The organism is Halomicronema hongdechloris C2206, from assembly GCF_002075285.3.
In the GTDB taxonomy this organism is placed as follows: Bacteria; Cyanobacteriota; Cyanobacteriia; order Phormidesmidales; family Phormidesmidaceae; genus Halomicronema_B; species Halomicronema_B hongdechloris.
The window spans coordinates 3,049,621-3,069,009 of the sequence record NZ_CP021983.2 but is presented as its reverse complement, the minus strand read 5'-3'; the positions used below and the strand labels follow the sequence as shown (position 1 = coordinate 3,069,009).

At 55.2% G+C, this 19,389-nt stretch carries 19 protein-coding genes and 2 pseudogenes; 13 read left to right on the top strand and 8 right to left on the bottom strand.

The window, feature by feature from the left end:
* Positions 1-268 precede the first annotated feature (268 nt).
* Together XM38_RS13940 and XM38_RS13935 are read left to right on the top strand one after the other, a co-directional pair.
* Positions 269-1,210 (top strand): cation diffusion facilitator family transporter, encoded by a 942-nt coding sequence (locus tag XM38_RS13940; protein ID WP_088430178.1) that lies wholly within the window; start codon positions 269-271, stop codon positions 1,208-1,210.
* A 240-nt stretch (positions 1,211-1,450) separates the two neighbouring features.
* The gene (locus XM38_RS13935) at positions 1,451-2,404 is read left to right on the top strand and encodes a CHAD domain-containing protein (protein ID WP_088430176.1); all 954 of its coding nucleotides are present in this window, start codon (positions 1,451-1,453) and stop codon (positions 2,402-2,404) included.
* A 552-nt stretch (positions 2,405-2,956) separates the two neighbouring features.
* Here the strand turns inward: XM38_RS13935 and XM38_RS13930 are convergent.
* The gene (locus tag XM38_RS13930; RefSeq protein WP_088430174.1) at positions 2,957-4,207 is read right to left on the bottom strand and encodes an SUMF1/EgtB/PvdO family nonheme iron enzyme; all 1,251 of its coding nucleotides are present in this window, start codon (positions 4,205-4,207) and stop codon (positions 2,957-2,959) included.
* Positions 4,208-4,437: 230 nt separating this feature from the next.
* Here XM38_RS13930 and XM38_RS13925 point away from each other — a divergent pair, with 230 nt between their 5' ends.
* Complete coding sequence (locus XM38_RS13925) at positions 4,438-4,911, top strand: universal stress protein (RefSeq protein ID WP_187329409.1); 474 nt, start codon at positions 4,438-4,440, stop codon at positions 4,909-4,911.
* A gap of 196 nt (positions 4,912-5,107) precedes the next feature.
* A complete protein-coding gene (locus XM38_RS13920; RefSeq protein WP_080807970.1) occupies positions 5,108-5,356 on the top strand; it encodes a DUF6761 family protein in 249 nt (82 codons plus the stop codon).
* A gap of 10 nt (positions 5,357-5,366) precedes the next feature.
* Here XM38_RS13920 and XM38_RS13915 read toward each other — a convergent pair whose 3' ends face one another.
* Positions 5,367-5,711, bottom strand: a complete 345-nt coding sequence (locus tag XM38_RS13915; RefSeq protein WP_187329408.1) for a hypothetical protein — start codon at positions 5,709-5,711, stop codon at positions 5,367-5,369.
* A gap of 110 nt (positions 5,712-5,821) precedes the next feature.
* Here XM38_RS13915 and XM38_RS13910 point away from each other — a divergent pair, with 110 nt between their 5' ends.
* The 3 genes from XM38_RS13910 to XM38_RS13900 all read left to right on the top strand — a co-directional run bounded on the left by XM38_RS13910 (position 5,822) and on the right by XM38_RS13900 (position 8,566).
* Positions 5,822-7,111, top strand: coding sequence for a glycoside hydrolase family 15 protein (locus tag XM38_RS13910; protein WP_080807975.1), 1,290 nt, complete (start codon positions 5,822-5,824; stop codon positions 7,109-7,111).
* A complete protein-coding gene (gene tadA / locus XM38_RS13905) occupies positions 7,101-7,598 on the top strand; it encodes a tRNA adenosine(34) deaminase TadA (RefSeq protein ID WP_080807978.1) in 498 nt (165 codons plus the stop codon). Before XM38_RS13910 ends, tadA begins: the two co-directional genes overlap by 11 nt.
* Before the next feature lie 212 nt (positions 7,599-7,810).
* Positions 7,811-8,566, top strand: coding sequence for a lysophospholipid acyltransferase family protein (locus tag XM38_RS13900; protein ID WP_080807981.1), 756 nt, complete (start codon positions 7,811-7,813; stop codon positions 8,564-8,566).
* Positions 8,567-8,713: 147 nt separating this feature from the next.
* Here the strand turns inward: XM38_RS13900 and rpmF are convergent, their stop codons facing one another.
* The 3 genes from rpmF to XM38_RS13885 form a co-directional block, all read right to left on the bottom strand.
* Positions 8,714-8,890: a 50S ribosomal protein L32 gene (gene rpmF, locus XM38_RS13895; protein ID WP_080807984.1), complete on the bottom strand. Its 177-nt coding sequence runs from the start codon at positions 8,888-8,890 to the stop codon at positions 8,714-8,716.
* Between the two features lie 63 nt (positions 8,891-8,953).
* Positions 8,954-10,468, bottom strand: a complete 1,515-nt coding sequence (locus XM38_RS13890; protein ID WP_088430172.1) for a DEAD/DEAH box helicase — start codon at positions 10,466-10,468, stop codon at positions 8,954-8,956.
* 48 nt (positions 10,469-10,516) lie between these two features.
* Complete coding sequence (locus tag XM38_RS13885; protein WP_088430170.1) at positions 10,517-11,347, bottom strand: tetratricopeptide repeat protein; 831 nt, start codon at positions 11,345-11,347, stop codon at positions 10,517-10,519.
* A 259-nt stretch (positions 11,348-11,606) separates the two neighbouring features.
* Here XM38_RS13885 and XM38_RS13880 point away from each other — a divergent pair, with 259 nt between their 5' ends.
* A complete protein-coding gene (locus tag XM38_RS13880) occupies positions 11,607-13,016 on the top strand; it encodes an aspartate ammonia-lyase (protein ID WP_187329407.1) in 1,410 nt (469 codons plus the stop codon).
* A 4-nt stretch (positions 13,017-13,020) separates the two neighbouring features.
* Here XM38_RS13880 and XM38_RS13875 read toward each other — a convergent pair whose 3' ends face one another.
* Entirely contained in the window at positions 13,021-13,638 is a 618-nt protein-coding gene (locus tag XM38_RS13875) for a TetR/AcrR family transcriptional regulator (RefSeq protein WP_080807994.1), read from the bottom strand.
* 164 nt (positions 13,639-13,802) lie between these two features.
* Here XM38_RS13875 and XM38_RS13870 point away from each other — a divergent pair, with 164 nt between their 5' ends.
* The gene (locus tag XM38_RS13870; RefSeq protein ID WP_080807996.1) at positions 13,803-15,437 is read left to right on the top strand and encodes a phytoene desaturase family protein; all 1,635 of its coding nucleotides are present in this window, start codon (positions 13,803-13,805) and stop codon (positions 15,435-15,437) included.
* Positions 15,438-15,488: 51 nt separating this feature from the next.
* Here XM38_RS13870 and XM38_RS13865 read toward each other — a convergent pair whose 3' ends face one another.
* Positions 15,489-16,313, bottom strand: a complete 825-nt coding sequence (locus XM38_RS13865; protein WP_202978894.1) for a dual specificity protein phosphatase family protein — start codon at positions 16,311-16,313, stop codon at positions 15,489-15,491.
* Positions 16,314-16,500: 187 nt separating this feature from the next.
* On the opposite strand from XM38_RS13865, the gene XM38_RS13860 reads away from it, so the two are divergent.
* The 4 genes and pseudogenes from XM38_RS13860 to XM38_RS13845 all read left to right on the top strand — a co-directional run.
* A complete protein-coding gene (locus XM38_RS13860) occupies positions 16,501-17,328 on the top strand; it encodes a response regulator (RefSeq protein WP_080807998.1) in 828 nt (275 codons plus the stop codon).
* A gap of 309 nt (positions 17,329-17,637) precedes the next feature.
* The gene (locus tag XM38_RS13855) at positions 17,638-17,886 is read left to right on the top strand and encodes a hypothetical protein (RefSeq protein ID WP_080808000.1); all 249 of its coding nucleotides are present in this window, start codon (positions 17,638-17,640) and stop codon (positions 17,884-17,886) included.
* A 44-nt stretch (positions 17,887-17,930) separates the two neighbouring features.
* A complete protein-coding gene (locus XM38_RS13850; RefSeq protein ID WP_088430166.1) occupies positions 17,931-18,173 on the top strand; it encodes a hypothetical protein in 243 nt (80 codons plus the stop codon).
* A gap of 71 nt (positions 18,174-18,244) precedes the next feature.
* Positions 18,245-18,649, top strand: a pseudogene (locus tag XM38_RS13845) (F0F1 ATP synthase subunit gamma); the annotation flags it as partial.
* A 147-nt stretch (positions 18,650-18,796) separates the two neighbouring features.
* Here XM38_RS13845 and XM38_RS13840 read toward each other — a convergent pair.
* Positions 18,797-19,240: pseudogene (locus tag XM38_RS13840) on the bottom strand (pentapeptide repeat-containing protein); the annotation flags it as partial.
* Between the last annotated feature and the right edge of the window lie 149 nt (positions 19,241-19,389).

Genomic DNA, 19,389 nt, shown 5'->3' with positions numbered 1-19,389 from the left:
GGAGGATGGAGTGATGGGGAGGAGGGAAGAGGGAAGAGGGAAGAGGGAAGAGGGAAGAGGTGATGGGGAAAAGGAAAACGGAGAACGGCTTGCCCTGTTCGCGAAGCGGCTCCGTAGGAGCAACGTAGTCGAAGGGAGAGCGGAGAACGGAAAAGGGAATAGGGTAGGGCCGTGGTTGCCGCGCCCAATGCAGAAAAGCTATCAGCGGTTCACTTCGTAGGGGGCGGTGGGCGTGCAGTAGTATTGACCCACAGCGTTGCCGAGGGGCATGAGCAAGGAGGCCGATTCGCGTCGCATTAGCTATCGCCTACTGGTGACTATCCTGTGGGCAAACTTGCTGGTGTTGGTGATTGAGGTCGGTGCTGGCTGGGCTAGTCAGTCTCTGCTGCTGCTGGCTGACTCCCTTCATACCTTGATCGATAGCTTCAGTACCCTGCTCAGTCTAGTTGCGATCGCATCTCCCCAGCGCCCCTTGGGCCGAGAAATCTGGGGCCATGGCCGCGGCGAAGTGGCTGGCACCCTGATCCTGACTGCCTTTCTGGGCTTCACCGGCTTCAGCCTAGTCTGGGTGGCTCTACGCCAACTCTACCAAGCCCTGCAACAGGGCAGCCAGTCTTTCCCCGTCCAGATCGATCTACCGGTGCTGCAGCTCATGGCCGTGCTGGTGTTGCTCAGCCTCACCCTGGCCCTCTATGGCAGCCACCATGCCCGCTCCCTCCATAGCCTCGCCCTAGGCCTGACCACCCAACACAGCCTCCAGGACGGTTGGCTGAGCCTGGTCATGGTGGCAGGATTGGCCGCCATCTGGCAACAGCAGGCCTGGGTAGACCCGATGTTAGCCTTGGTCTTCACTGGCCTAGCCGTGCGCAGCCTGTGGCGGGTGTTGAATGCCCAACTGCCCATGTTGCTGCGCCCCACCGCCATTGCCCCCGAGGCCATTGCCCAGACCGTTGCCCAAGTGGAAGGCGTGACCCGCTGTGTCCGCATTCGCTCCCGGGGCATGGTAGGCCGTCAAGTCTGGATCCAGCTACATCTGGCTGTCCATCCCGAATTCATTGATATGGCTGATCAAGTAGAAGAACGAGCCGAGGCGGCCCTGCGCCAACGCTATGGTCCCCTGAGAACCCAAATTTGGATCGAACCCGCCCAGGCAGCAGACGCCTATGGCCTGCCCTCGAATATTCCCGACGGCGCTGATTGGAGTGATTAGGTGACCGCAGTATAGCCCCATAGCCTTGGTCTTGACGCAAGAGACCGTGGCAAAAGTCTGCTAGAGTCTCAAAGGTGTCTCAATGGAGCCGCTGACACCAACATACAAGTGAGACAGAAAACGCTGTCATACAAATATGTCCCGTGATGGATGGCCATCGATTTTTGAATGTTTAAGCTTTGTTGGGTATAACCATCGCTAAGGTACGAGCGCTAAGGTACGAGGATATCCAACGGTTGAATGGCATATCGATTCAAGGCACAGGAGTCAATCCCTACCGGGATTAAGCGCATCGCTGACGAACAAATTGAGTCGTCCATTCACAGACTCACCCATGAGATCGAGGCCGATCGGGCCGAAGCGATTCATAGCGCGCGGAAACACTTCAAAAAACTGCGAGCCCTGGTGCGGTTGGTGCGGGATGAGGTGGGTCAAGTGGCCTACAAGCGAGAAAATATTTTCTTCCGCGACGCTGGCCGTGAATTATCTGATCTGCGAGATGCCGAGGTGCGCATCGAAACCTTAGATAACCTGATAGACCACTATCAAGACTCCATTGTCTCCGACCAATTTGAGGGGATTCGTCAGGTCCTGGTTGATGCTTACGAAGCCACACAAAAATCTGAGGGGCCTAAGCAGCAAGAGATCGCGGCCATCGTATCTGACCTGAAACTGGCCCAGGCGCGGATTCAAGCTTGGGACATGCAAGACGAGTGGGAGACTCTCCGAGGTGGACTGCAGCGAGTCTACAAGCGAGGGCATCAGGATTTCTTTCAGACCTGCGAACACTCGACGCCAGAGCACTTGCATGAATGGCGCAAGCGGGTGAAATATCTCTGGTATCACCTGCGGATTCTATCCCCCACGTGGCCCGAAACGCTGAAGGTGATGAAAGATCAGGCGAAGGACCTCTCTGATCTGCTGGGTGATGATCACGATTTAGCCGTGCTGCGGGCCTTTATTGTGGATGATCCAGAGGCATTTGCCGACGATGAGCAATTGGGCATGCTACTGGCCTTGATCCAACTGCGGCAGCTGGAATTGCAGAACCAGGCCCACTTCTTGGGCCAGCGCCTCTACGCCGAAAAGCCCAAGGCCTTTAGCGCTCGTATGGGAGTCTATTGGCAAGCATGGCGGACTGAAGTGGCACAGTCCCCTTGCGAAGAGTTCCAGCAACTGAATCGACCAGCCTAGCGCACTGCAACCTCGGTAGATTGGTTCTTAGATATATCAGTATGAAATCAATGATAAGTGGTTAAAACTATGTTGTCTTTAAGCTTACTGATAAGTAATTAGTAAATAGTTAATGTTATGGTATCAGAATCTTCTGGGAACTCCCGATCAAGACAATGCGAGAGCCCTAGAAGGCCCTCTCCTAAAACCCTCGGATTGCCTCTCTCCATGAAGAATTGAGATGGGCTCGTCCTCCTCTAACTGGCGATAATCCTGGCAGGCTTTTGATTGGGAAACGTATCCAAAAATGTTTCCTGTCAATGCTTTCCATATATTCAACCTCCTTGATATCAGTGATACAGAGTGACTGCTGAAATCTTTCGCTAGCCTAGTTCTGGCTACACCGTTACACTATTCGATTCCGGATTCTAACAATAGAAAAGAGCCTCTGACGACTGACTACGTCCACCATAAAAGCGTCAGGCCCAGTCAGTCGATATACCCTGTGACAGTTATCGAGTTGATCGGCATAATCACGACGTCACTAAGCCATCTGCTTGATAGATTGCGGCGTCAGTTTGGCTGCTGGTTTAGGGCACAGATTACCCGAAAGCCGACATCGTGGTGACTGCTGCTGTCGCGAAAATGGAATCGACTAGCCGCACGGCAGCGTTCAGGGGTGCTATACCAAGAGCCTCCTCGCACTACGCGATGGGTGGCTTGGTTAGCTTGAACATTGCCTTGAACCTGTTGTTGAGTCATGCCGCTACCATAGTCCTGATGCCATGGGTCTTGGCACCACTCCCAGACATTGCCATGCATCTCGCAAAGCCCAAAGGTATTGGCAATGTCAAAGTGATCGACCGGGGTTGTGGTCTGCCGATAGTTTCCTAAGGGGCCACGGTCATAGGCCTTGGTGCCCCGGTAATTTGCCACATCTGTGGTGATGGTCTGGCCGAAGTGAAACGGTGTGGTAGTGCCAGCTCGGCAAGCATATTCCCATTCGGATTCAGTGGGCAGCCGGTACGAGCGCCCTGTGTGACGACTGATGCGATCGCAAAACTCCACAGCCTCATACCAAGACACATGCTCCACGGGAAGAGTGTCTCCGGTAAAAGCAGATGGCTGTGGTGGCAGCTGCCGATTCACCAACGGCAACTCTACCACGAACCGCCACTGGCTCTGAGTGATAGGGTATTTACCCATGAAGAATCTAGGCAGGCTGATCTCACACTGAGGCCCCTCCCGTTCCATACGCTCCAGCTCCCGGGGCGGCGACCCCATCAGAAACTGGCCTGGGGGAATCTGCATCATCGCAATAGTGAGAGTATCGTTCAGGGGCTCCTGATAGCCATAGACGGTTGCCGAGCGACGGCGAGCCATGAGGGCGCCGTCGTTAATTGGCCCCTGTCCACTCCCAGCAGAGACAGATCTGGCTTCAATTGCCCCCAACAGAGTCCGTTCAGCCTCAGACTCCGATTGGCCAACGAGGTCGACTTGAGTATGCCCCTGCCAATGGGAGGGAACCTGACAGGTATCCACGCGAACTGGCACAGTCTTCCAGGCGGTTAGAGTCGGAGCTTGCCGAGGAAATGGTGGCCAGTCTGGCTGAGTACTGGCAACAGTAACATAGTGGGTTGATAGCACCACGAGAAAAATATCAGCTGACTCAAGGGTCTGCTGAAATCGGCCAACAGGACTTCCCTCCAACTGGCTATCTAGAACTTGCGCTGTCGTGGGGTAGCCATTTTCCTGCAGTACCCAGGCAATCCAATCTGCCCAGGGCCGATCACTGCTAGCGTAGCTGATGCGGATGCCACTCACAGTCAGGGGCCTTGTTGACCATGGCTATGATCATATCCCAAGCAACAGCTACTCTTCTCTCAGAAGATAGGGGCATGAGTGATCGCCCCTGGCAACAAAAGATTACAGTATTGGTATTGCTGCCGTTGGCTAGGGAAAGCTAAAGATGAAAGCGGTTGGCAGGGCCGCCATTGGCAATGCGCTACGGGCCTATGGCAAATACTTCCCAACCAACAGTAAGGACAGACATCATGGCTGCTTACCACAAAATTTTGGTTGCTTTAGACAGTTCTCCCCTCTCTGACAAGGTATTTACCTGTGCCAGCACCTTAGCTAAACAACAGGGGGCAAAGCTGATGCTGATCCATTGCTTTACCCTGCCCAAACCCCACCAAGACTTTGGTGATCGCTACGGGGCCAATCTGGGAGAATTTCTGAGCCTAGCCCAGACCCACATCGAAGAGGGCATGGAAGCCACCCGCCAATGGCTGAATGGCTATGCCCAAACCGCCAAAGATATGACACTGGACGTGGATTGGGATTGGTATGTCGGTGAAGCGGGTCCCCAAATTTGTGCGGCGGCCGAAGACTGGAATGCCGATCTGATTGTGGTCGGTCGTCGAGGGCATACAGGCTTGCAGGAAATTTTGCTGGGCAGTGTCAGTAACTACGTGTTGCATCGCTGCCGACGTGCAGTGTTAGTGGTGCAGGGAGATAAAGTATAGCCCACCCGTAATCGGCCCTGCCGGTTCCCCCTAGCCCAGGCCAGAAGGGTTAAAGTGATTAAGGAATGTATCTAAGATCGGAGCTTTGTAACAAACTCTGTGAATTCTAAGGGAGAGAGAGGCCATCTCCCGAGTTGGGTCTCGTACCTTGAAAGATACACCTGGTGACGTTTCGGCGGAGTTCGTATAGTCAATTATGTTGCAAGATGTCAGAGCGATTCGCTACTACCAACGCATCACCGATGCCCTCACGGAAAACTGGGATCGAGGCTATCGACTCGATGAGCTACGTCTCTATCTGGAAGGATACTTAGCAGCCCTGCGTCATGCTGATGCCTTAGAACCCTATTTAATCCACCGATTGGAAGAGGATGTGGTCCGCTATCTCCATGATCCATCTAACTTTTCTACAGCAGACCCCAAACCCAAGGTGGACTATTATTAGTGCTCGACTATTAGTGCTCGACGGTGCCTGTGCCGAGGCTGACTTTGGCATCAACGTCTCTTAGGGCTTCACTGACAATATATTGGGTGGCCTCATCTAGCTGCAACCAATCGATATCGCCGGTTTCATCAAATAGGGCCGTATTTACTTGGGCTGTTCCCCCGGCTTGGTCGTACCCTATGAAGCAAAGGCGAAAACAAAGCTGCCAGATGTCAATGGTGTAGAGTTGAGCCGCGATGGTGATTTGCAGTTGGTAGCTGGGGAATGGAGTCGGTAATTGGGCCAGTTCTGCCTCAATGTTGGCGGCTTGCTCTGAAGCGGCTATGCCGTAGTATGGGGGTTGGTGATGGCTCACCACTGCCCAACTCCCCGACACTGGTCCCAGGAGGATATCCAGCTCATCTACCAGACGGCGTTGAAGCTAGCCTCTGCCCCTGCTATTCAACAGAGCTCAATCAAGCTCCTATGGCACTAGATGGAATCGCTGTACATAACCAGCAGGTGCGTCAGCGATTGCGCCCTACCTATTCCCTGGCGGAGGTGCAGGCCTTGAGGCAATGGCTGCAAACCAAAGGAACCTTTGAAGTTCCCCAGCTAGACAATGGTCTATTTCCAGCTGCAGTCGTCACCGAGCAAACCCGCTACACTGGCTACGACTGTGTTTGGGTGCGTGATACGGCACACATTGCCTACAGTCATGGGCAGCAAGGGGACGAGGCGACAGCCTACCGGGTTGCCGATACCTTGATGACTCATTTTATGAAACAGAAATCCCGCTTCGAAGCCGTTATCGATGGTCGTATCAGCCCCGATAACCACTACGAGCGCCCCCCGGTTAAATTCATCGGGACTACCCTGGAAGAACTTCCCCAGCCCTGGCCCCAGGCTCAAAATGATGCCCTGGGCTATTTCCTCTGGTTTTACTGCCATCTGTATCAGCAGCAGCTGACCTCCCTAGCTCCTGAGGTTATCGCTACCCTACGACGCTTTATTCCCTATTTCCAGGCCATTCGCTACTGGCAGGATGAGGACCATGGCCATTGGGAAGAAACCCCTAAAATTCAGGCGTCTAGTATCGGAGCTGTGCTGGCTGGGCTGCAAGCACTCTACCGGTGGCTGCCTTTATCTGCCTCTGAGCGAGTTACCTGGAAGCACCTGATTCAACAGGGAGAACAGGCCCTTCAGATCATCCTACCTGCCGAATGCCGTCAACCGCCACCCCAATATCGCCGCTACGATGCCGCCCTACTGTTTTTGATCTATCCCCTGTCGATAGTAAACCGTGCCATGGGCCGACGGATTGTGGCAGAGGTGTGCGAAAACTTGCAAGGAGCCCATGGCATTCGGCGTTATTTGGGAGATTCTTTCTGGTGTGCCGACTACAAGACTAAATTCTCTCCAGAGCAGCGCACGGGGGACTTTAGCCAGACCATGGCACAACGGGATGCCTGGCTAACGCCGGGGGAAGAAGCTCAATGGTGCTTGTTTGATCCACTGCTGTCAGTGATCTTTGGCCGCTGGTTTCAAGCCACTGGCAATCTCCAAGACTATCAGCGGCAGCTCTATCACTTTAATCGAGCTTTGGGGCAAATTACGGCAGACACCTGTGAGCAGGGCAGTTACAAATGCCCAGAACTTTATTATCTACAGGATGGTCACTACGTCTCCAGCGACGCCACCCCTCTGTTGTGGACTCAAGCCTATGTAGCCTTGGCCTTCTGGCAATTGGAGCAGAATTTACACCATGATGTTTGAGAGTTCACCGGTCCTAGAGGATGCCACCTATCTAGCCCACTGCCATTGGATGCAGCAGGCTCTAGCGTTGGCGGCAACGGCAGGGACAGCCGGGGATATACCCGTGGGAGCGGTGATTGTAGGTCCCGGTGATACTTGCTTGGCAGCTACCGCCAATCATCGTCAACGGGCGGCTGATCCCACTGCCCATGCCGAAATCTTAGCTCTGCGGCAGGCTGGGCAAGCCCTGGGAACCTGGCATCTAGAGCAATGTGTCCTCTACGTTACCCTAGAACCCTGTCCCATGTGCGCCGGAGCCATTATTCTCAGTCGCCTAGGATTACTGGTCTATGGAGTTGGTGATCCCAAGGCAGGCGCGATTCGTTCGGTGGTCAACTTACCCGACAGCGCCTGTTCCAATCATCGCTTACCGGTTCTAGCCGGGATTTTAGCGGAGCCCTGTCAACGGCAACTCAGCCACTGGTTTCGCCAGCGGCGGCAGGCATAAGGGTTATTTATCTGTCCGTCGGGACAGCCATAAAACTGTCCTTGTGTAGACGATGTAACTGAGACATTCCCCTTACTGTGAAACCATCAGCTCTAATTCATGCCATCTAGGTCTGTACTCACTCCAGCTTAAGAGCTGGAGTTTCCCCTGAGTAACTCTCTAATTCTGGACTTGGGGCGAGGTTTATCACTGCATTACTGTGAGTATGAGCCATGGTCTACCTTTCCGCATTTACCATGATCCATCCCGATACCCATGACTTTGCCACGATGACGCCCCAGATCTCTCGCTTTTCTCCATGGCTGACGCCACTAGTCTATTGCTTGGGCAATCGCCTGGTACTACCTGCCTACTTCGGAACTATTCGTATCCATGGCATAGAGAATTTGCCGCAGCAGGGACCGGTGATTTTGGCCCCGACTCATCGCTCCCGCTGGGATGCCCTATTGGTTCCCTATGCCTTCCGGCGGGCTGGCCAAAACCGTTATTTGCGCTTCATGGTGACTGCCGATGAAGTACGGGGAATTCAGGGATGGTTTATCCGGCGATTAGGCGGATTTGCCATTAATGTGAGTCGCCCTACCATTGCTAGCCTGCGTCACGGTATTGAGCTTCTGCAACAGCAAGAACCCCTGGTCATTTTCCCGGAGGGAGGGATCTTCCGTGATGAGCAGGTTCATCCCCTCAAGCCAGGATTAGCCCGGCTTGCCCTGCAGGCAGAGTCTCTGCAAGCTGATTTGGGCATACATATCGTGCCGGTCAGTATGCGTTATGGTGAGGCAATGCCCTCTTGGGGCTGTGAGGTGACTGTAGAGTTTGGTCGGCCTTTATTGGTTCGTGATTACCTACCGTCACACCAACATGGAACCCTGAAAGCAGCGGCGCAACGACTCACTCAGGCTTTGCAAGCAAAGTTGACGACGTTGCATACGTCGGAATGCCCTAAGCCTTTGACCTTGACCACTTAGTAACCAACTCCCCTAACCCGTTCATTGGGCCTAGGGGAGTCATTTGGCTGACTATCGTCATGCTTATGATACTGGTTCAGATTGCTGGGTAAATGTATGGACCAGAGCCCCAGAATTGGAAGCTAGCTGGTGTACATCTACCGGTGATTAATCTTCGTCCTCGTCGTCATCATCGGTGGGATAGATGAAACCCTGAGACCGACCAGTCAGAATGGATTTGCCTAGGGAAAGTGCTTTTTGTGCTTCCAATGCGGCTACCCGGTTCCAATGAGCGCGCCGCATGTTCCGCTTGGATTTCGAGGTTTTCTTCTTGGGAACCGCCATGACCCAATTAATCTTGAAATTTCACAACCTTTCAATTATAGAGTATTTTGCCTGGATTGGGCATCAACTGTTGGAATTATCCTCGTTCGTTCGACGAGAGTTAGGGCCGGGCCAGTCCGTGGCCTCTTCAGCGGCTCGAGGTGGTGGGACAGAGGGCTCAGGATAGGGAGGCGGTACCAGTTCCAGTTGTTGGGGAGCTGCCTTTGCCCCTGAGGTGGTCCGACGACGGCGGAAAGCAATGGCTTCTTCAGTGGTTTCCTCAGCAATGACTTCGTAGAGCAGGGCCAACTTATTACCTGAGCCCCTCCGTAGGAGTCGACCTAGTCGCTGCACATATTCCCGCGTCGATCCGGACCCCGAGAGTAAGATCGCGATTCGAGCTTCGGGGACATCGACGCCTTCATTTAAGACATGGGAAACGACTAGAGTGGAATAGTCGCCCTGACGAAAAGCTTGAAGAATCTGGTGGCGTTCTTTGACTGGAGTTTGGTGGGTGATGGCCGGAATTAAGAAATCCTGGGAGATGCGATAGACTGTGGCATTATCGTTGGTGAAAATTAGGCAGCGCTCGGGATAGTGCTGAGTTAGCAGATCTGCTAGGATACGCAACTTACCATCGGTGCCCAGGGCCATGGTTTTAGCCTGTCGATGGGCGAGCATGGCTCGGCGTCCTGCGCTTGATTGAGCGCTGGCGCGGACAAAGCGTTGCCATCCTTGGGCTGAATTGAGCCAAATATTGGCCTCTTGCAGAAATTGATTGCGCCGCTGAATTAACTGATCGTACTGGTGCCGCTCCTGGGGTGATAGCTTTACCTTGATGGGGATGATCTGATAGGGAGCTAGAGCTTGGCCAGATAGGGCTGCTGCTGTTTGGTGGTAGACCACGGGACCTAGTAGGGTATCGAGATCGGCATGGCGGCCATCGGCTCGGTCGGGGGTTGCCGTTAGCCCCAGGCGATAGGGAGCAATGGCGTATTCAGCGATGACGCGATTAAAGTCACTGGGTAGATGATGGCATTCATCGCAGATCAAGAGACCATAGCAATTGCCCAGGGTTTCAGCGTGAATGGCAGCACTGTCGTAGGTGGCAACTAGAATGGGGGTACGATCTTTTGATCCGCCTCCCAAGAGGCCGATGGTGGCGTCGGGAAATGTGGACTCTAGATGGGCGAACCACTGGTGCATTAAGTCCAGCGTTGGCACCGTAATCAGGGTGCTGCGAGGAGTAGCTTGCATAGCCAGTTGGGCCAAGTAAGTCTTGCCGGCAGCCGTCGGTAAGACCACCACGCCACGCCAGCCGCTCTGGGTCCAGGCCTGTAGTGCTTCTTGCTGGTGAGGGTAGGGAGCCATCACCACTTGGGGCTGGAGATTGAGTGCCTTGAAGCCAGGGACGGCATCGTCGAAGGAAACCCCCTCGGTACGCAGGGTTTCTACCAAAGGACGATACTGGTGGGCTGGGATGCGAAAGCGCTCGATGCGATCGTCCCACAGGGCATAGTCGATCCAACCTTTGCCCCGGGGCGGTGGATGCAGAATCAGGGTACCACGGTCGAAGGTGAGTCGGGGGATACGGGCCATTGCCAGGAAATGCTGCCTGTTGCTGTCCTATGGCGCTATTGTATGGCGTCAGGCCTGAAGTACTGACTGAATTTCAGGTTGCTGCAGCACGGCGGTGAAATTGGGATCGGTTTGAACCATGACCGAGTAGAGGTTTGGACTTTGGTCAATGGCATGACGCAGGCTATCGGCAGCTTGGGGAATGTCGCCTCGTAGAGCGTAGGAGGTGGCCTGTCCATACCAGGCATTAGGATTGGACTTGCGGTATTTGAGGGATTTGGCAAAACACCCCAAGGCCTGGTCATATTGATGGAGCTTGTTGAGAATTAGGCCTTTGTAAGTCCAGGCGTAATGGCAGTTGCGCTTTAGGGCAATGGCACTATCGAGACTGCCGAGGGCTTCGGGATAACGGTATAGATGGGCCAGGGCTAGGGCTTTGTTGTACCAGGCCCGATGGCTTTCTGGTTTATGGTCGATGGCCTTGTTGAAACTGAAGAGGGCTTCTTCATAGCGATGTAGCCGTAGCAAGGCGTTACCTCGGTTATACCAGGCTTTTGGGTCGTCCTCGGCTAAATCTAGGGCATGATCAAAGCTCTGCAGGGCGGCCTGGTAGTTTCCCTGCTTGGCTTGGACAACACCACAACCATGCCAAGCTAGAGCTTGCTTAGGCTGCAGCCGCAGGGCTACTCGAAAGCTATCTAGGGAAGCGTCGTAGGCTTGCAATTCACAGAGGGCTTGGCCCCGCAGTACCCAGGCATAATAATTGGCGGGATCCCTTGCTAAAACCCGATCAAATTTAGCGACTGCCCCGTCGAAATGACCTGCCGCCATCAGGGCACTCCCTTGACCGTACCAGGCATCCCATTCCGCTGTCACAGAGTTATCAAACTTTTCAGCCATACCAATGCCATCGCGACATCATAGACCAATACCAAGGTCGGCTCGAGATCTGGTGTGTTCTCCGAGTAACACGCTAGATCTCGAGGTGATAAGGTTGAACGATGCCCCTGATGTGCTTGGTGATGGTGATGAAGGGGACTGCCCCAGGCCCTGAGTCATATTATGACCTATTGGACCCAAGACTCGTAATGTATGTACCAGTTGGGTAGGCTAGATTAGCCTGGCTGCAGAGATGTGCATGGATGGATTGTGAATGGATATGGTTGAGTCGTCGCCTCAGCGCCAGGAAACGGATTCTATGGGTGTGCGATCGCTTCCAGCGGAGGCCTATTATGGCATCCAAACTCTACGGGCGTTGGAAAACTTTCCTATCAGCGGTCTGCGCCCCCTAGCTGCCTATGTCGATGCCTGTGTGCTGATCAAGAAGGCGGCGGCCATGGTAAATGGAGACTTGGGCTGTATCCCGGCTGACCTGAGCCAAGCCATCGTGCAGGCGGCAGATGAGATCTTGAATGGGGCCCTGCGGGACCAGTTCGTGGTGGATGTGTATCAGGCCGGGGCAGGTACCTCTCATCATATGAATGTGAATGAGGTGCTGGCGAATCGCGCCCTGGAATTGTTAGGCGACCAGAAGGGAAATTATCAGCGGCTGAATCCCAATGACCATGTCAACTATGGCCAATCTACCAATGATGTGATTCCCACGGCGATTCGCATTGGTGGTCTCTTGGCCCTGGAGCGGACGCTGTTTCCGGCTCTGGCCGATGCGATCGCAACCCTGGATCGCAACGCCGAGGGCTTTCAAGCCGTGGTGCGATCGGGGCGCACCCACCTGCAGGACGCCGTGCCGGTTCGATTGGGAGACACCTTTCGGGCCTGGGCCCAGATCTTGAGTGAACATCTGATTCGCATCGAGACTGCCAGTGGCGACCTGACCCTGTTGGGGTTGGGGGGCAGTGCCGCCGGCACCGGCCTCAACACCCATCCCCACTATCGCCAACGGGTCGTGGCCCGCTTGGCTGAGTTCATCGATCAACCGCTGCGACCGGCCCCCCACTTGATGGCCGCCATGCAGAGTATGGCCCCCTTCGTGGCGGTGTCTGGAGCCCTGCGCAACCTGGCCCAGGACTGCGTTAAGATCTCCCACGATCTGCGCCTGCTGGACTCAGGGCCAAAGACCGGTCTGAAGGAGATTCAACTGCCGCCGGTGCAACCGGGGTCCTCGATCATGCCGGGCAAATACAACCCGGTGATGGCGGAAATGACCTCTATGGTCTGTTTTCAGGTGATGGGCTACGACAGCGCCATCGCCTTGGCCGCCCAGGCTGGACAACTGGAACTGAACGTGATGATGCCCCTGATTGCCTACAACTTGATCCACAGCATTGAGCTCCTAGGCAACACCCTGGCGGCCTTGAATCACCGTTGTCTGCAGGGGATCCAGGCCGATCGGGAGCGTTGTCTGGCCTACGCCGAAGGCAGCCTAGCCTTGGTAACTGCCTTGAATCCTCACATTGGCTATCTCAATGCCGCGGCCATTGCCAAGGAATCCCTGGAAACCGGCAAGTCACTGCGGCAGCTGGTGCTGGAAAGAGGATTGATGTCTGCCGAGGATTTGGCCCAAGTGCTGGATTTAGACACCATGAGCCAGCTGCCGGGGGACACCTAAAGCCTTAACGCTGGATGCCCTGGATCAGCGATTGGGTGGTGAAGCTGGCCAGGGCTGCAATATCTTGCCCCTGGGTTAGGGAAATCTGGCCGTCAATCACCAGCATGGCCAGTCCATGCACCAAGGACCAGGCCACCCTGGCTAGGGTCTGAGGATCGCCAGTGATGATCTGCCCGGCCTGTTGACCGGTTGCGATCGCATCCACCAGCACCGCAAAGGTCTGGCAGCCGACGGCATGGAGGGCGGGATAGGTAGCGTTATCCACCTGAAATGCCCCAAACATGACCCGATAATGGGCCGGATGAGACACGGCGAATTGCACATAGGCGACCCCACTGGCCTGCAGGGCTGCCAACGGATCTGCAGCCGGGGTAACCATACTGTCCTGCAAGTCGACCAACAGTTGATGAAATCCCTCCTCGGCGACTGCAGCCAGGAGAGCTTCCTTATCGGCAAAGTGACGGTAGGGAGCCGCCTGGGATACCCCCACCCGACGGGCCACTTCCCGTAGAGATAGGGTGTGGACATCCTGTTTCTCCGCAATCAATCCCAAAGCGGCATCAATCAGCGCTTGTTGTAGATCTCCGTGGTGATAAGTGCGCTTAGGTCGAGATTTGGCCATGGGCAAGGAGGCCTGAAGCAGCTTTGATGCTGATTTTAGCACTCCATGTTGACGGCGATAACATATCGAGCTAGGTTGATGTTGACAGCGACAACATCCTGTGTCGGATCCAGACAGCTATAGGTTGCTGCGCTCACACGCCTTTACTCTTGAGGATTTTTGCCATGACCACCCGTCCTCGCCAAGACTACGACTTGATTCTGATTGGCTCCGGCATCGGGGCGCTAACCGTGGCCAGCCTCATGGCTCAACTGCGCCACAAGCGGGTGCTGATTCTAGAGCGCCACGTCGTCCCCGGAGGTTATACCCACAGCTTCAAGCGCCGCGGCTTTCAATGGGATCCAGGACTGCACTATGTCGGGCAAATGGCCGCAGGCACTGGTCCTCGCAACCTATTTGACCTGATTACCCAATACCAGGTGCAGTGGACCAAAATGCCCGACCCCTTCGAAAAATTCGTCTACCCAGACCTAACCTTCGATGTCTACGGTGATCCCAAGCGCTTTCAGGCTGACCTGATTGCCCGGTTTCCCCAGGAAAAACAGGCTATCCGCCGATACTTCAACGACATCAAAAAAGGAGCCGCGGCTCTGTTTCTCCACGCTGCCCAGCACAATGGCTCCCGACTCTATAAAGGGTTGGCTTCTCTGGCCAAACTCTGGCATGGCATTGATCTGCGCCTCACAACCCAAGACTACCTAGACCGCCACTTTCACGATCCCCAACTGAAGGCGTTACTGGCTTCTCAGTGGTTGGACTACGGAGTCTCTCCCGAGCAGAGCCCCTTCGCCCTCCATGCCACCATTGTCAGTCATTATCTCCAGGGCGGCTACTACCCCGTCGGTGGCCCCGGCACCCTTGCCCGCAGTGTGCAATCAGTGGTCGAGGCTCACGGCGGCCAGATACTGCTCCACCGCGAGGTCACTGAAATTCTGATGGATCAGGGCGCTGTTGCCGGGGTCCGGGTCCGTCATCTAAAGGGCGGCGATCAACCGATGGAGGAGTATTACGCCCCCGTGGTGGTGTCCAACGCCGGAGCCTACAACACCTACTGTCGGCTGATGCCCTCTGCCCAGGCTCGACCCCAGTGCGAGCAGCTGCAGCAGTTTTATCAAGCCCACCCCCCTGCTACCCATGTGTCTCTCTATATCGGTTTTGCAGGTGACCCGCGCCAGCTAGGCTTTCGGGGAGAAAATCACTGGATCTATGAAACGATTGACCACCAGGCCGTTGATCGGCGCCAGCATCATTGGGTGCAGGGCGAGGAACCACTGCAGGTCTACCTGTCCTTTCCATCCCTGAAGGATCCTAAAGCCAGCCGCCACACCGCCGAGGTGATCGCCTCAGCCGACTATGCTAGCTTTGCGCCCTGGCGAGATCAGCCCTGGTTGCAGCGGGATGAGCATTACACCGCGCTGAAGGCCCATATCCGCGATACCCTGCTGGCTCTGATTGAGCGTCACTATCCCGGCTTTACGGCCTTAGTTGACTACTGTGAAGTGTCTACTCCCCTGACTAATGAACACTTTACGGCCCACCCCCAAGGGGCGATGTATGGCCTGCCCATGGTTGTCGACCGGTTTGCTCCCCAACACCGAGCTTGGAGCCGGGTCAAAACCCCCATCCCTGGTCTCTATATGACCGGCAGCGATGTCTATGTACTCGGCATCATGGGCAGTGTCATGGGGGCCCTCTTCACCACCAGTCAGCTGCCCGATAGCATTTCCCTGCCCCAGGCTTTTACAGCGGCAGCTCAGGCTAAAGCCAAGGCCGCCTCATCAAGGCTGCAAACTGCTTAGTAATAGGCTACGGCGTGAGTGGCTGAGGTCTTGGCGTAGTAGGGGGGCAATTTATTTATTTGAGCGGCTACCAGCGCGGGGAAATAATCGCTCTAGACTCTCCTGCAACTGGCGATGGGGATACACATCTGGCTTTTTGCTCCAGACGTAGTCTAGGGCTTGGGCATAACTCCACTGGGGGTGTTTGTAAAAGCAGTAAGCCACCCCAACCGACCCGCTACGACCAATACCAGCCCGACAATGGACCAAGACTCGTTGTTTGCCCTGAGCTAGCTGGTGCTCAATCCAGGCTACGGCCGCTTGCAAATGGTCCTCTGGAATCGGGTGGCCAGCACCATCTCGGCAGGCTAATTTGCCATAGGCAATGCCATTGCCCACGGTAGGATTTAACTCCTCTGCCATATTGAGGACGGCATCGAACCCAAGCGCTTCCGCCTGAGAAGCCGCCATAAAGTTCCCCACATATACCCCGGGCATGATTTCGGTGGGATTGGGCCGTTGGGTCCATTCTTGATCTGGGGCTGGCGGAGCCACTCGCAGGACAGCATTGTCACGGGGGCCAGCCAGCCACTGCATCATCTCGGGATTGGCCCGGTGGCTGACCCGATAGGTCAACTCGAAATCACCAGGGCTAGTGGGGCGTAGGCTGCCTTGAAACCGGTAGTGGCCATGGCTAGTCTCTAGGTAAGGAATTTCGATGGCATACCAAGTCCCGTCACCATTGAAACGAGTGGGTAAGTTAGTCCAGACTTGCACCTGCAACTCCTCAGGAAAATGAGGGCTCTGCAGCTGCAGCACAACGTCTATGGGTTCCAACATATAGCGGGTCAGGACATAGTTGGGGGCGGGAGATACATCAAGCCAGTCGGTAATCATAGAACAACACGGTAAAAGGCAGGCTGCCGCAATCGTGATCAGACTTGAGATGGTTGCGGGCCAGATATAGCGTAGGCCATCCTGAGTCTGGCTGCGGATAAGCCCCAGCGACTAATAACTAATCAAACGTTAGAGGATACTAGACTGCATCTTAGGTAGCAGACAGCAGGCATCGCGGGTCAACACCTTGGTACAGCGGCTGCGCCAGAATTTAAACTGCGATTCTAGCCATGCGGTGGTCTCAGCTGCGATCGCAAGTGCGCCCCAACTTTGGGTCGTGGGCGCAACTGCCCCCTTCAACCAGCGGGTGTCTGCAGCAGCCTTGGCAATGGGCCTCCGCTGTACCGTCGTCGCTACCCCTAGCCAAGCCCTGGCCTTACTGCGAACCCAGCTCCCCGCTGGGGTCTTACTCTGGATCGATCAAGCTACCCTTGACATTGGAATGACCCTGTTGGATGCCCTCACCGATCACGGCGAACACATCCCGTCATTGCTGGTCACCGATACCCAGGATTTTCAACAACGACTGCAGATGGTGCAACGGGGAGCTGATCGACTGCTCCTCCCATCGATCTCGCCTCAACATGCCCTTGAAATCATCCAGGAAAGCTTACACACAACGGGTGCAGCCCACAAAGTCCTCATCTTAGACGATGACTCCCAAGTCTTAGAGCTGCTGCAAGCGGTGCTTTCTCCCTGGGGATTTCAGCTGACGACCCTAGCCGATCCCACCCAGCTCTTGCCGACCCTAGAGGCCGTGCGACCCCGCCTGCTGGTGCTGGACGTGGAAATGCCTCAGATCAATCGATTAGAGATTTGCCGTGTCCTTCGGGCCGATGACCGCTGGCGGCAGTTGCCAATTTTAATCCTGACTGTTCATGAAGATATTCCCACCCAGCAACAGGCCTTCCAGGTCGGAGTCGATGATTTCATCAGTAAGCCTGTGATGGCAGCAGATCTGGCCAATCGCATCTTAAATCGACTACAGCGCGTCCAGGCCCAGGAGTCATCTTAGGCAGCGGCGGCGACACAGCGCAGCTTTGACTAAACGTCAAGGCTACAGTTATCAGGAATTCTCTGTCTGCCTAATGCTGTCTGGCGTCTGCCCTAGCGCCCTAGAGATCGAAGCTGAAGTCTTCACAATATCCTCAACTTCTCTATCTAGAGTAAAACCTGGAGGGATCACCTCTGCGAGATCTGTTTCAGGAGATAGTCACTCCCCCAAAGCATTGGCCCAATGTTTGGGGCGGGGATAAGTTAGTGTCCCTATTTCCCGGCAGCTAGTCTCGCAGGTTTGCTCTAAAAGACATGAAGGAATATTGAGATGAATACCCAAGATACGGCGCGGCAACACTTGGCTCAACAGCGGCAGAAACAACACCATCTGCAACAGTCCATGCAGGAGCGCAGCGAAGAGGAGCTTACTGATCTCAGTGATGCCGCCATCCAGGCGGAAGCTCGGGAATCCCTGACCAATCAACGTCATCACGATCACCAGTTGGAAGACACGATGACCAGTCGGTCAGCGGCAGAGATTGAGCCCCAGGCATCCCCCGAGTCAACGGCCGAGTAAGCAACAGCCCCCTGTGGTCAGATGGATAAAACCAGGAGGATAATATGGCCAGATTGCGGACGGCCATGGCTGCTGTTGGTCGTGCTCTTGATAGGGCGCAACTAGTCTTTGGCAGTCGCATGGCCGACGCCCTACGCCTGGCCCATCACCCCCTAGAAGAATGCCTATCGGTGCCGGGCTCTATTGTTGGCATCACTCCCCTAGTGCAGCAAATCGTGATGCAACTAGTAGTGCATGGCATAAATAAGCCGACCATTGAGAGTGCGGGCATCTTGCCCGCGACGTGAGCAAGACGCTCACGCTATGGTTATAAAACTTCCGCTGTCTTGTACTAGAGTCCTGGCGGCAAAGCGGCCAGGTAGATCATATCTGGGTCTTTCATAACCGTCCTGCCGCAGGCACCCAATCAACCCCTACCTTGGTGCAGCTATTTCCCCTCAGTTACCTCTATCTACAGACATTGCAACGACAGCCCTGGCCGTGCCGGTGCCGTCCCCAAATTACCCTAGATAGCAACCGCCTCTTTTCTGCCGTGTTTCAGCAACAAGGGTTTATTCGTCTCTATCGCGCCTGTGCTGAATCTCTCGCCAGCGAAAATGCCAGCCGCCTAGCCGCCATGCAAATTGCCGAGAAAAACATCGAAGAGCGCCTAGCTGAGCTAAAAACCACCTTCCAGCAGCAGCGCCAAGACACCATTACCGACGAACTGCTGGATATTATCTCCGGCTTCGAGGCCCTGGCCCCTCCTGCCCATGGCGGGTGATGCGGTTCCTTATACCTGAGGCATGATCTGCACCGGCACATCTAGCAGGTCGTGGGGGAAGGCGCCCGGTTCCCTGGGAGGCTCCAACTCCCATAGTTCGTGGGGCCTGACTGTCGGAGCAGTGTTTGCCTGGGAGGGATCCAGGCTACCGCCGATGCTAATAGGCGTGCCTACTACCGTGGCCTCAGCCAGATTGAGGTTCTCCATCGATGCCCCAGTGACATTCACGTAGTAGAGCTGGGCCTGGGTTAAATTGGCGTTGTCCAGATCGGCCCGAACCAGGCTGGCATTGGTCAAAAAGCTGCCGGTAAGATTGGCCCCGGTGAGATTGGCGGCGGTCAAGTCGGCGCCTTCTAGATTGGCCCCGGTGAGATTGGCGCCAGTGAGATCTGCTTCTCGCAAATCGGCCCCAATCAGGTGGGCGCCGCTTAAATCGACGCCGGCTAGATCACAGCGGCTGCAGCTGTTGGTGATCAGGAGCCGACGCACGTTAGTAGAGCGGAGCTCTGACGGCGGCGCTTCGGCTGGGGCTGCCCCAGCCAACAACAGGACTGATAGCAGCGACAACGGAATCGAGTAGTCACGCCGCATCGCATCCTCCTTCTAGCATTGGCTGTCATCATCTACTACCCAGCGTCTGTCGTTTAGGGACAGAGGCTGGACCCGCTAGACGCCATGCTCAATCACTCGGCTGCAAGTCTGGGCTCAGAGGCTGATTAGGCGCTCTGACATGCTAGTTT